We start from the raw sequence: 13,245 nt of genomic DNA, 5'->3' as shown, positions 1-13,245 counted from the left end.
ATCTACAAAAAATCAAACAGTGTGCACGCTCAATTACTCAATAAATACATTAGATCGTATTTGTTTGAGTAGATTGAGCTCGTCTAAAGCACCTATTCTTCTTGAAAGTTCTAATTCGATCTTAACAACGGCGCTGCCGTTGGAGGGGGCTTTGTGCGAAAAAACATAACAACTGCGGACCCGGTACCTGCATCCAAATTTCATGATGAATTCACTTGCGCCGAGCCGACTGCTGACGGTAGAGACAGGCCCCTCACCCTTGGCGGCGGGATCATGCGCCTGGCAGCGACCACGGTGACTGTGTCGCCCAGCCCTTTTAAGGGTGACATGAATTTGCCTTGTGACGGGCGGGTCGTTGCGGCCCGCTTTGGCGGCACAATGCATGCAGACACCCATGACACCCATGGACCTGCACGGAAGCTTCCGGCAACGGCAGATCTGAAGGGGTTTCAGATCATGTCTCGGCAGCGCCCCTCTTTTTCCGGCTACGCGGACAGGCGTGCAGCCTAGTCCCGCAGTTGGGATTTAACGAGACGACACCCGCAAGAAGCGGGGCGGTTTGCGCGCTCATGCTGCGCGTGGATAGGGAACTTTTGTTCCCGGCACAAAAAAATAATACCGGCCGCACTTGGCGGCGCGACGGCGATCAAAACAGGAGCGGCTGTGGCGGACCGCACCGAGCAGGACAGGAGGCAGAATATGCAAGTACAGGAGACCGGCGGCTCCGACCATTGGAACCGGGTCAAGAAAAGTCTCAAGGCCGAACTGGGGGACGACGTGTTCTCCAGCTGGTTTGCCCGTGTGGATTTGGAAGAACACGCGGAAGGTACGGTCCGTCTATCCGTCCCGACCCGCTTTCTGAAGCAGTGGATCCAGTCTCACTACAACGAGCGCCTGATCGGTCTGTGGCAACGCGAATGTGAGAACGTACATCGCATCGAACTGACCGTGCGGGGTGCGATCCGCCCTCGTCAGCCGCAGTCAACATCGCAAAAACCCAAACTGGTAAGCCCCTCCGCGTCCAAACCCGCGCTGAGCGACGGGCGCAGCGATATCGGCGTGGATGCCAATCGGGTGACGGCGGCCCAAGCCGCGACCGCGGCCGTTGGCCGGGGTGAAAGCGCGGCCGAAAGCGCCCGGGATGTGTTGCAGGGCGCGTCGCTGGATCCGAAATATACCTTTGAAACGTTCGTGGAAGGTGACTCCAACATGCTGGCCGTTGCTGCTGCGCGGCAGATCGCCAGCGGCGGAAGCGTCACGTTCAACCCCTTGTTTCTTCACGCTTCAGTTGGACTTGGCAAGACGCATCTGATGCAGGCTGTTGCCGCGAAGGTGCGCACTTCCGGCCGCAAGGTTCTGTATTTGACCGCCGAACATTTCATGTACCGGTTTGTCTCCGCGCTGAAGGCTCAATCGGCATTGGCGTTCAAGGATACGCTGCGGACCATCGACCTCCTCCTGATCGATGACATGCAGTTCCTCCACGGCAAACAGGTCCAGCAGGAATTCTGCCATACGCTGAACTCGCTGATCGACGGCGCCCGTCAGGTGATTGTCGCGGCGGATCGCGCTCCGTCCGAGCTGGACAGCCTTGACGACCGTGTCCGCTCGCGTCTGTCCGGCGGGCTCGTGGTCGGTATCCACGAACCGGATTTTGCGCTGCGCCGGAATATTCTCTCGTCACGGGTGGCGTTGGCCCAAGCGAACTATCCAAACTTTGCCGTGCCCGAAGAAGTCCTGGACTATATCGCCCGGCACGTCGCCTCCTCCGGAAGGGATCTGGAAGGGGCACTTAATCGATTGATTGCGCATAATCAGCTCACCAACCAGCCGATCACCCAGGACATGGCGGAACTCACCTTGCGCGACCTCGTTCGCTCGTCCGAGCCGCGCCGCGTCAAGATCGAAGACATCCAGCGGATTGTCTCCAAGCACTACAATGTCACCAAAGCCGATCTGCTGTCGGCTCGCCGGACACGCACGATCGTCCGCCCACGGCAGATTGCCATGTATCTCGCCAAAGTCATGACACCCCGCTCTTTGCCCGAAATCGGCCGGCGGTTCGGCAACCGCGATCACACGACGGTTCTCCACGCCGTTCGCAAGGTCGAGGAACTGGCGCGTGCCGATTATGCGCTGGCCCAGGAAATCGAACTGCTGAAGCGAATGCTGGACGCCTAACCCACGGTTTCACAACCAGGAAAAACTCAGGGGCGTCTGCCAGGGCGCCCCTTGCTTTTCTGCCCCATTAAGGGCAGTGTCAGGCCCCCGCTCCACGCCGGTGGAGCCCATGACGACAAACATCGCCGGCTTCGATTTTACCTTCCTGAAGCCCGGCCTCACGAGTGCGGATCTTGCGAATGAAAGCGACCCTCGAGCGGACAGATCTTCTCAAGTCCCTGACCCATGTTCACAGGGTGGTCGAACGTCGGAATACCATCCCGATCCTGTCGAACGTCCTTTTGCGTGCCCAGGGCGGGGACATTCAGCTCAAGGCCACCGACCTCGATCTCGAGATCGTCGAAACGGTTCCCGCGATGGTCGATGTGCCCGGGGCTACGACAGTCCCCGCGCACATGTTCTACGACATCGTCCGCAAGCTGCCCGATGGCTCCCAGGTCGTTCTGGAAACCACCAGCGACGAGGCGACACTCGAAATCCGGGCAGGCCGGTCGCGCTTCACCCTCCAGATGCTTCCAGAGTCGGACTTCCCCGACTTGACCGCAGGCGATTTCAGCCACGGTTTTTCGCTGACGGCGGGCGATATCCGGAAACTGATCGACACCACACAGTTCGCGATTTCAACCGAGGAGACCCGCTACTATCTGAACGGGATCTACCTGCACACGGTGGATACGCCGGGCGGAACAAAGTTCCGGGCAGTCGCGACGGACGGACATCGGCTGGCTCAAGCCGAAGTGCCCGCACCCAACGGCGCGCAGGGCATGCCGGGCATTATCGTGCCGCGCAAGACAGTGGGTGAACTCCAGAAACTGCTCGAAAACCCGGACAGCGAGGTCAAGATCGAGCTTTCGGAAACCAAGTTCCGGATCACAACCGGGCCGGTCATTCTCACGTCAAAGCTGATCGACGGAACTTTCCCCGACTACGGGCGCGTTATTCCAAAGGCGAACGACAAGGAAATGCGGGTCGACCGTGACGAGTTCAAGGAAGCCGTCGACCGCGTTTCGACGATATCCTCGGAGCGCGGCCGCGCGGTGAAATTGTCCCTCGCCGAAGGGCGGATGGTCCTGACCGTGAACAACCCGGATTCAGGCAGCGCGACCGAGGAAGTGGCCGTTGAATATGCGGCCGATGCCATGGATATCGGTTTCAATTCCCGCTACCTGCTCGATATCGCGAACCAGCTTTCAAGCGATACGGCATTGTTCCGGCTTGCGGATTCAGGGTCTCCGACGTTGATCCAGGACAACACCGTGGACGACTGCCTGTTCGTGCTGATGCCGATGCGGGTATGACCCGGGCTGGCCGCGCGACTGGGATGGCATGGCTTTGGTAAGAGCGTCCCGGATCGATCGGCTGACCCTGACGGGCTTTCGAAACTATGCCAGCCTGGACATTGGTTTTTTGAAGTCGCTCGTGGCGCTTGTCGGCAACAACGGGGCCGGCAAGACGAACATTCTGGAGGCCATTTCCTATCTGACCGCCGGGCGTGGTTTGCGCCGTGCGGCTTTGTCGGACATTGCGCGCCGCGGTGGGGATGGCAGCTGGGCCGTGACGGCTCGGACACGGCAGGATGGTGTGGACGTGGCTCTTGGCACCGGCTTTCAGCCCGGGGAGCCAGGGCGCCGCGTGCGGATCGACCGTGTCGAACAGCGCTCGTCGGAGCCTTTGCTCGACTACATCCGCATCCTATGGCTGATCCCGGCCATGGATGGGTTGTTCACCGGTCCAGGGTCCGACAGGCGCCGGTTTCTCGACCGGCTCACCCTCTCCCTCAATCCAGCCCATGGCCGGCATGTCAGCGCTTTTGAAAAGGCCTTGCGGCAAAGGAACCGGTTGCTTGAGCAAGGCGGAAATCCGGCATTTCTCGACGCTCTGGAAAGCCAGGTGGCCGAATTCGGGACGGCAGTGGCGCTCTCCCGGCGCGAAACGGTCAGCCTGCTGTCGCAAACCCTTGCCGATCAGGATGCTCTCGGCCTCCCCTTTCCGGCCGCCACCGTGGGATTGAGCGGTCCCTTCGAGGATGAAACCAGGCACCTGGCGGCGGCGGATCAAGAGGACCGGTTCCGCAAAGTTCTCAAAGACGGTCGGGGCCGTGACCGGGCGGCCGGACGGACCCTCGCCGGACCGCATCTTTCGGATATGGCCGTCCGCCATATCACCAAGGATATGCCGGCGGCCCAATCCTCGACGGGAGAGCAGAAAGCCCTTCTCATCGGACTGATCCTTGCCCATGCCAACCTTACCGCCTCGGTCACCGGCATGACGCCAATCCTCTTGCTCGACGAAGTGGCGGCTCATCTGGACCCCAACCGCAGAAGCGCCTTGTTTTCCCGGCTTCACGCGCTTGGATGCCAGGTGTTCATGACCGGCACCGACGAGGCGCTATTCGAAACCCTGCCCGCCACCGGCGAAATCTTTGCCATTGAAGAAAACGCGGCGCGGCCGATCCCGGCCGGCCACCCTTAAATTGGCCGGATTTCTATGGTTTTCCACCGATCAGGGTGGTTGGCGCCATCGGATGATCCAGCGCTGTTGAACGACCCAAACAACCCCGTATAACGGGGTATCTATTCTCAAGATGACCGGTGACTGATTCGCATGAGCGATACTCCAAATCCCGACGCTGTTTCCCCCGAAGCCCAAGGCCAGAATAGCGATTATGGAGCCGACTCCATCAAGGTGCTCAAGGGTCTAGACGCTGTCCGCAAACGGCCGGGAATGTATATCGGCGACACGGATGATGGGTCTGGCCTTCATCACATGGTCTATGAGGTGGTGGACAACGCGATCGACGAAGCGCTGGCGGGACACGCCGACCTGGTCACTGTCACATTGAACGCGGACGGATCCGTCACTGTCACAGACAACGGGCGCGGGATCCCGACCGATGTCCACCAGGAGGAAGGGGTGTCCGCCGCCGAGGTCATCATGACCCAGCTCCACGCTGGCGGCAAATTCGACCAGAACTCCTACAAGGTGTCCGGCGGTCTGCACGGCGTGGGCGTTTCGGTCGTGAATGCCCTGTCGACCCGGCTTGAACTGCGGATCTGGCGGAACAATCAGGAACACCGGATGGTCTTCGCCCATGGCGAAGCCCAGGCTCCGCTGGAAATTGTGGGGCCGGCGAACGGACGCAAGGGAACCGAGGTGACGTTCCTGCCCTCGCCGAAAACCTTCACGAAAACCGACTTCGATCTCCCGACGCTCGAGCACCGTCTTCGGGAGCTGGCCTTCCTGAACTCGGGTGTCCGGATCGTGCTGACCGACAAGCGCGGCGTCGAGGCCGTGGTTGAAGAACTGTTCTATGAAGGCGGCCTGGAAGCTTTCGTGCGCTATCTCGACCGGGCCAAACATCCTTTGATTGATGCGCCGATCACAGTTCGCGCCGAGCGCGACGGGATTACGGTCGAGGCATCGATGTGGTGGAACGACAGCTATCACGAAAACGTCCTTTGTTTCACCAACAACATTCCTCAACGTGACGGCGGAACCCATCTGGCCGGCTTTCGCGCAGCGCTGACCCGGCAGGTCACCGGCTATGCGGAAAGCGCCGGCCTTTTGAAGAAAGAAAAAGTGTCCCTGACCGGCGACGATTGCAGGGAGGGGCTGACCTGCGTGCTATCGGTGAAAGTTCCCGATCCGAAATTCTCGTCGCAGACAAAAGACAAGCTCGTCTCTTCCGAAGTTCGGCCGGTGGTTGAAAATCTCATTTCGCAAGCCCTGAACGACTGGCTGGAAGAAAACCCCACGCCGGCCCGCGCGGTCGTGTCCAAGGTTGTCGAGGCCGCTTCGGCCCGCGAAGCCGCTCGAAAAGCCCGCGAACTGACACGGCGGAAGGGCGCTCTCGACGTGGCATCCTTGCCAGGAAAGCTGGCCGACTGTCAGGAACGCGACGCCTCCAAAGCGGAATTGTTCCTGGTCGAGGGTGATTCCGCTGGCGGATCCGCCAAACAGGGCCGGCACCGAGAAAACCAGGCGGTTCTTCCCTTGCGCGGCAAGATCCTGAACGTGGAGCGCGCGCGTTTCGACAAGATGCTGTCCTCGAATGAAATCGGCACGCTGATCACAGCGCTGGGAACCGGGATCGGCAAGGAAGAGTTCAATATCGAAAAGCTGCGTTATCACAAAATCATCGTGATGACGGACGCCGATGTCGATGGTGCCCACATCCGGACCCTGCTTCTCACCTTCTTCTTCCGGCAGATGCCGGAGCTGATCGAGAAAGGATACATCTACATTGCCCAGCCGCCGCTTTATAAGGTCAAACGGGGACAATCCGAGCAGTATCTCAAGGATCAGGCAGCCCTTGAAAACTATCTCATCTCGACCGGGCTAGAGGACGCGTCCTTGACGCTGGCAAGCGGCGAAGTGCGCACCGGGCAGGACTTGAGAGCGGTCGCGGACACCGCGCAGACCATCTGCGCGATCTTCGACGGGCTGCACTCACGCTACAGCCGGGCCGTTGTGGAACAGGCCGCGATCGCGGGCGCGTTGAGCCCGGAAATCCTCGACGACCGCCAGAAGGCCGAGGACGCAGCCGCCTATATCGCCCGCCGGCTGGACATTCTGGCCGATGAGTTCGAACGCGGCTGGACCGGAGAGGCCCGTGATGACGGGAGCCTGATTTTCAAACGGACCGTGCGCGGGGTCGAAGAGGCCGCGATCATCGATGCGGCCCTTCTGAGCTCCTCGGATGCGCGCCGGCTCGATGCCTATAGCCCGCACCTGCAGGAAGTTTATGGCAAGGCGGCCATCTTGCGCCGGAAGGATACGCAGAGCGAAGTCCGCGGGCCTCGTGCGTTGCTCGAGCACATCTTCACCTTTGGCCACAAGGGCATTTCCATGCAACGCTACAAGGGGCTTGGCGAGATGAACCCCGAGCAGCTTTGGGAAACGACACTCGACCCCAACGCCAGGTCGCTTTTGCAGGTGAAAGTGCGCGAAGCGGACGATGCGGACGATATCTTCACGAAACTGATGGGCGATGAAGTCGAGCCGCGAAGGGAGTTCATTCAGGCCAACGCCCTGAGTGTCGCAAATCTGGATATCTGAACCGCGTTTCCGCCGCGAAGATCGGGGCGTCCACCATCCCTGGCCAGAGCTCGCAGATCCGGATTGTCTTTGTTCTATCTATCTTGGCGGGCCGGCGCGCACGGCCAGGCCTGAGGTCGGCCGTAATGATATCCTTGGGCCGCTGCGATCTTCATGGTCTTCAGCAGAGCCGCCGCGTCGGCCGATTCCACATGCTTGGCGATCACGCGACTGCCAAGGTCGTCAAGTGCGTTGGCAAGCACATCTAACAATTGCGCTTTCACCTCATCGGACTCAATGCCCCGCACAAGACCGGCATCAAGCTTGATCCAGTCCGGCCTGATACGGGCGACCCGGGCCAGCAAGGGCCAATTGCCGCTAAAATCATCGATCGCCGTTTGACATCCGAACCCCTTGATAAAATGAAAAAAAGACTCGACCGTAGATGGCTCTCGCAAGAAATCCCGTTCCGATATCTCCAAACAAAGGCGTGAGGCGAGCAGCGGGTTCATCCGGAGACGGTAGGCAAGCACGCGCCGGAATACCGGATCTGCCGCGGATAGCACCGAAACGTTGACGGTCAGCCATCGCCGGCCCGTTCGTTCGCTGGCCGCGTCCATGACCTGATCCAATGTCCAGCTGTCGACTTGGGCGATGTAACCATCCCGTTCGGCGGCAGACACAAGCGACCGCGCCGAATACTCCTCCTGCTCCTGCTCGCCGCCGATCCGCAGCAGGATTTCTTCGCCGCAGATATCGTTCCGCTTCAGGCACACAACGGGCAAACAATAAAGAGCCAGATCACCCGTTTGGAAGTGGGAAGATTCAATTGGCCGGTGGGTGACTTCCCGCGCCTGGTTGGGCAATTGCTGGCTGTCAACCGTGATGACATGCGCTGTGCGTCCGCCCAGACGTTTGCCTTTCAAACACGCGGCATCCGCAAGTTTGAGTATTTGAGCCAAGTCGACATTTTCGACCTCTTGCCGCCGGTCGAGATAGGCCGCTCCGACGGAGGCCCCGATGGTGAAAACGCGGCTTCCGACCTCAACCCGGATCCGGTCGAGCCCATCCAGGATCTCACTGGCCCTTCTGGTGACTTCGGCCTTGCTTTTGACCGAGAGCGCAAGTGCGAATTCATCGCCGCCAATCCGAGCCGCGATTTCCCCGGGGCCAGCTATGTGGCGCAGACAAGCCGCGACTTTCAACAGCATCGTATCGCCAGCTTCATGACCTCCGATGTCATTTACCTTCTTGAATTCATCCAGATCTATATAAAGAACCGCCAGATCCCGGCTGGACCTGGGGCGATCGGCGGAAGACAGCGCTCTTTTCAAGAACCGCAAAAAGGCCCTCCGGTTCGCAAGTTCCGTCAAGGAGTCGAGAGCGGCGAGACGACGGTTTTCCTCGATCTCGACCGGGCAAGGCACCTCTCCCCTGGCAATCGCCATGACGGGGCGCGGCTCTTCGCCCGGAGACCCGAAGGGAACGAGACGAACCTCCCAAACGAGCGTCGGGCCTTCTTCCATGTCCGTGTTCGGTTCGACGGGGGCCATGTGGAGGATCGCAAGATCGCCCGCCCGGCTGCGGATGAGGCACTGCTCCACCTCGGCGAAGGGCACGCGCCCTCCTGTCTCCCTCTGCAGCATTTTCCAAACCGTTTCGGCGCAATTTGTCCCGCCGATGAAAATTGCCTTGTCCGGGAAATGGCCAAGCCAAGCCGCTTCGTGGCCGCCAGGGGTTATCGCGGGCAGGCGCGGCGGCCGGTCTTCGACCGCACCATCAAACTGGATCAGAACATGAGCCTGCTCAGCGCCGTGAAAGCGAAGGGGCGTAAGGCTTGCCCCTTTGGCGAACAGGCAAACGCCTTCATGGAAAAGCGGCCTATCGAACGAAGATAGGACGCCAGCCCTGGCGGCCCTGAAGACCGGCTCGATTTCCTCCCAGCTTTTGCCGGCGAAAACGGATTTCAAGGGATCGCCCGGCCGCAGCGCACTTACCTGCGAAAACCTCGCGTTCATGACCTTGATGGAAGCGTCCGGCGCGACCAGGACCGCCGGCTCCGGCAAATGCTCGATCAAGGTCACATAGTAGTCCGGAACGGGTTGGCCCGGGCGGCATGCCACGCCTGCGTTCTCGTCAACATCACGCACTGACCGCTGACTGTTGCGCAACAGACCATCCCCTTCGTCAATTTGACCGATTTTCAAAGACGCCTAACGAAAACAGAAAACGTCCGGTGTACTGAGTAAGGGATAACACGGTATCTGCGTGAAATTTTCATTTGTGAATTCTACCCACAGCTCTTGAAAACTTTCTGGTTAACAAAGTCTTAATTGGAATATATAATTTTACTTAATACGTTTGTAGCTCTGCTTTTCGCTTTTCAATCAGCGCTGTAAACATGAGACGAGATCGGATCTTCGCATCGCAGGGTAACCGCACCGTTGAGAGCCAGGAAAACCATCAGCAGCTTGAACCACAGCCATCACACATTCGGCCGTCACATGCGCAGGCTGGCCGCGGCTATCTTGCTCATGGGCAGCACCCATCCGGCCAGCGCCGCAAGCGACGGCGCATTTCGCGAATGCGGGCTGGCGTCCTGGTACAATTTGCGCGGCGTCACGGCCAGCGGCACCCGCGCCGACCCGTCCACGCTGACGGCCGCGCACCGCAGCCTGCCCTTTGGAACCCGGGTTACGGTTCGGGACTTGGCCACCGACAAGACCGTCGTGGTCACAATCGATGACCGGGGCCCGTTCGTGCGCAATCGCATCATCGATGTCTCGGAAGCGGCGGCACGCGAGCTTGGCTTTCTGGCAAAAGGCGTGACCCGCGTCGAAATCTCGGCCGCCGGGGACACAGGCCGCACTGAAATCATGTTTCCATGCGAGGGCTGAGAAGGAGCCACAAAATTGGCGCTCAAACCAGGGCTGGACGCCTGCTTCGGGTTGCGCTGAAACTGATTTCACAATTCATTAAGCATGAAAACCGATCAGTCCACCTGTCGTGAATCACAAATTATAATATTTAACGGTAATGACAAATTCGAAATCGCGCAGTAGGATCCCGGCGTGGTCGATGGGGCCACGTGCACAGTAACTTATCCGCGCGATCCCAAAATGGGTCGCGCGTTTTTTTTGAGTTGCGAAAACGGTCACGTCGGACCGGGAACCGGCCAGCCAGGCTGTTTTTGATGCTGGGCGGTCCTTGCCGGGCTCTTTTCAACGTGATGTGTTTCACGCCCGCTCTTCGCCTAAGCCTCCCCCTTAGAACACCACCACCCCTACGGCCCCGCCTTGGAAACGCCCGCCCCACCGCGCTTGAAATCCCTTCCTGCCCGGCCTGCGGGTCCGGCCGCGGGATTACGGTAATCTCCCGCTGATTAACGATCGGAATAACCAGAGACTGGCGGCCAAGGGGTCACTTTTTCCGCCGCCCCGTGCGCTGACCGCGGCCCGGCCTTCAAACCCGCAGGCTGTTGTCGAGGCGCGTCAGAAAGGCCTCCGCGGTGCGAAGATACTCGGCTTGCCGCTCGCCCCCCATTTTCTCCCAGGTCCGGTAGACCTGCGCCAAGCGCGGATTGGCTCGCAGCTTGGTCGCGTTGCGGTCCAGAAAATGCCAGTAAAGGGAGTTGAACGGACAGGCGTCCGGTCCCGTCTTGGTTTTCACATCGTACCGGCAGGACGCACAGTAATCCGACATTTTGTGAATGTAGTTGCCGCCCGAGACATAGGGTTTGGAGCCCAGGAGGCCGCCATCGGCGAACTGGCTCATGCCGAGCGTATTCGGCAACTCGACCCATTCATAGGCATCGGCGTAAACGCTCAGATACCACTCGTGAACCGCCTTGGGGGCGATCCCGGCCAGTAAAGCGAAATTCCCCGTCACCATGAGCCGCTGGATATGATGGGCATAGGCTTCGTCCCGGGTCTGGCCGACCGCCTCCGCGAGGCAGAGCATGTCGCTTTCGCCAGTCCAATAGAAATCGGGAAGCGGACGGTCTGCTCCGAAAAAATTGCTCTCGGCGTAGTCCGGCATCTTGAGCCAGTAAATACCGCGCACATACTCCCGCCATCCGAGGATTTGGCGGATGAAACCCTCGACCGCGTTCAAGGGGGCATGGCCGCGGATATAGGCGTCCTCCGCTTTCCGGCACAGGTCCAATGGATCGAGCAGGCCGGCATTCAGATAAAGTGAAATGACCGAGTGATACAGAAATTTTTCGCCGCGCAGCATGGCGTCCTGATAGTCCCCGAAGCGCGGCAAAGCGGTCTTGCAAAAATGATCGAAAGCCATCCGGGCCTGGTCCGGCGTCACGGCGAACCAGAACGGCTGCAAATCGCCGAAATGACCTGAAAAGCGCGCCTCGACCAGATCCAGAACCGTCCGCGTAAGGGGATCCGGGTCGAAGCGCAGGGGGGCGGGCATGAAAAGATCGGCCCGTGCCGGTTTGCGGTTGTCCGCATCAAAGTTCCACTTGCCGCCAGCCGGTTGCCCGTCTTCCATCAAGAGGCCGGTCTTCTTCCGCATCTCCCGGTAAAAATACTCCATGCGCAGCTGTTTGCGGCCCTCCGCCCAGCTGGCGAATTCCGCGCGCGAACACACGAACCGTTTGTCCGGGCGGACCTCCAGAGGCCGGCCGAGCGCCGCGCGGGATGTGTTGATCACCTGCTGAACCCGCCATTCTCCCGGTTCGGTCATAATCACCTTGTCCGCTTTCAAGGCGTGACAGGCCCGCGCCAGTTCGCCGGACAAGGACCTGCTGTTTCCGGCGTCGTCCAGCTTGGAATAGGTGACCTCGAAGCCCTTGGCACGCAGCGCGTCCGCAAAATGACGCATGGCCGCGAACACAAACGCGATCTTCTTCTTGTGATGCGGCACATAGGTGGCCTCATCCGCCACCTCGGCCATCAGGATGTGATCCCGGTCCGGGTCCGCGCCCTCCAGGGACGTGATGCCGAAGGAAAGCTGGTCACCGAGAATGAAGATCAGATTGCGCAAGGGGACGGGTCCTTTTTGTCAAGTGGATGGCCCCTCTACGCAGGACACGGGGGGCGGTATCACATTCAAAGGACAAATTGGCCGGCGCAGGCCTGGCCCTGATCCAACGCTGCGGGAAAACGCCGCCGCGCGAAGCGCAAAACAACCCCGGGCCTCAAAAAGGCCATTGCCCGATCCCGTATGATCAGATATCAGGACGTCTTGACGCTGCTGCGCATCATTTGCGCGGCCCCGCACCCGTAGCTCAGCTGGATAGAGCGCTGCCCTCCGAAGGCAGAGGTCACAGGTTCGAATCCTGTCGGGTGCGCCATTTCATCTCGGTCCATTCTCGTCACATGGTTCACATTTGATGCCGGAGAGAAAGTTATCGGTTTCTCTGGATCGGGTGACGTGTTCCGCGAAAGCACCGCAGGTCACCCGCAGGTCGCGTTGCATCGGTGAGCCGGGGCGCTTCCCGTCGGGCGCATTCTGGCTTGGCTAGCTCAGAAGCTCGGGCAGAATGGTGCGCATGGCCGATTGAAACTCTCCCTGCCGTCCATTGCCCGGAAAGGGAACCACGTGCAGGCTGCAGGCCGTTCCGGAGACCGCGATCGCCGTTTGAACCGGGGCCGCGATGGCTTTCATGAAGGCGACCACGCGCGGCGCCTTGTAGTCTTTCAACCGCCGTGCGAGCGAGGGAATGCCGGCGGCATGGCTGGCCCGCCGCTCTGATCTGGATAGCCAGTTCACCGGGTCCAGCACCAGATCATCCAGATAGAACCCGGCTTGCCGGAACGCTTCGACAAAGGACGGACTTTCGCCGATATGCGGAGCGAGAGCTCGGCGAAGCTGGCTGTGAACCTGGCCGGTCTGCTTGTAAAAGAACGCACCCCCTGCCGGCGCGCTCTCCCCGAGAAAAAGCACCTTGATCATCGCCGGCCGATATCTTGCCCTCAATGGCTCGACGTCTTCCTGCGTCATGGCGTGCCCCATCCTTCCTGATGACACCTTAAACAAGCGCAGGACCGTCCGGGGGCCGGCGGCAGC

General features: G+C 60.0%; 8 protein-coding genes and 1 tRNA gene. 6 read left to right on the top strand and 3 right to left on the bottom strand.

Going from position 1 to position 13,245, the window contains the following annotated elements:
* Positions 1 to 699: 699 nt before the first annotated feature.
* The 4 genes from dnaA to gyrB all read left to right on the top strand — a co-directional run bounded on the left by dnaA (position 700) and on the right by gyrB (position 7,239).
* Positions 700 to 2,181: a chromosomal replication initiator protein DnaA gene (gene dnaA, locus F0184_RS09125; RefSeq protein WP_150495876.1), complete on the top strand. Its 1,482-nt coding sequence runs from the start codon at positions 700 to 702 to the stop codon at positions 2,179 to 2,181.
* Between the two features lie 179 nt (positions 2,182 to 2,360).
* Positions 2,361 to 3,479, top strand: a complete 1,119-nt coding sequence (gene dnaN, locus F0184_RS09120; RefSeq protein ID WP_150495875.1) for a DNA polymerase III subunit beta — start codon at positions 2,361 to 2,363, stop codon at positions 3,477 to 3,479.
* 28 nt (positions 3,480 to 3,507) lie between these two features.
* Positions 3,508 to 4,653 (top strand): DNA replication/repair protein RecF, encoded by a 1,146-nt coding sequence (gene recF / locus F0184_RS09115; protein WP_150495874.1) that lies wholly within the window; start codon positions 3,508 to 3,510, stop codon positions 4,651 to 4,653.
* Between the two features lie 132 nt (positions 4,654 to 4,785).
* Positions 4,786 to 7,239: a DNA topoisomerase (ATP-hydrolyzing) subunit B gene (gene gyrB, locus F0184_RS09110; RefSeq protein WP_150495873.1), complete on the top strand. Its 2,454-nt coding sequence runs from the start codon at positions 4,786 to 4,788 to the stop codon at positions 7,237 to 7,239.
* Between the two features lie 74 nt (positions 7,240 to 7,313).
* Here gyrB and F0184_RS09105 read toward each other — a convergent pair whose 3' ends face one another.
* A complete protein-coding gene (locus F0184_RS09105; RefSeq protein WP_150495872.1) occupies positions 7,314 to 9,341 on the bottom strand; it encodes a bifunctional diguanylate cyclase/phosphodiesterase in 2,028 nt (675 codons plus the stop codon).
* A gap of 348 nt (positions 9,342 to 9,689) precedes the next feature.
* Here F0184_RS09105 and F0184_RS09100 point away from each other — a divergent pair, with 348 nt between their 5' ends.
* Positions 9,690 to 10,115, top strand: a complete 426-nt coding sequence (locus tag F0184_RS09100) for a septal ring lytic transglycosylase RlpA family protein (RefSeq protein ID WP_244299090.1) — start codon at positions 9,690 to 9,692, stop codon at positions 10,113 to 10,115.
* Positions 10,116 to 10,680: 565 nt separating this feature from the next.
* On the opposite strand, the gene F0184_RS09095 is transcribed toward F0184_RS09100, so the two are convergent.
* Positions 10,681 to 12,219 carry a cryptochrome/photolyase family protein gene (locus F0184_RS09095; RefSeq protein ID WP_150495871.1) on the bottom strand — a complete coding sequence of 513 codons (1,539 nt, stop codon included), beginning with the start codon at positions 12,217 to 12,219 and terminating at the stop codon, positions 10,681 to 10,683.
* A gap of 233 nt (positions 12,220 to 12,452) precedes the next feature.
* Here F0184_RS09095 and F0184_RS09090 point away from each other — a divergent pair.
* Positions 12,453 to 12,529 (top strand) — tRNA-Arg (locus tag F0184_RS09090).
* Between the two features lie 167 nt (positions 12,530 to 12,696).
* On the opposite strand, the gene F0184_RS09085 is transcribed toward F0184_RS09090, so the two are convergent.
* Entirely contained in the window at positions 12,697 to 13,179 is a 483-nt protein-coding gene (locus F0184_RS09085) for a hypothetical protein (RefSeq protein WP_150495870.1), read from the bottom strand.
* Positions 13,180 to 13,245 lie beyond the last annotated feature (66 nt).

The organism is Roseibium aquae (assembly GCF_008711285.1).
Classification (GTDB): Bacteria; Pseudomonadota; Alphaproteobacteria; order Rhizobiales; family Stappiaceae; genus Roseibium; species Roseibium aquae.
The sequence above is the reverse complement of the archived record's forward strand: the minus strand, read 5'-3'. Positions and strand labels throughout refer to the sequence as shown.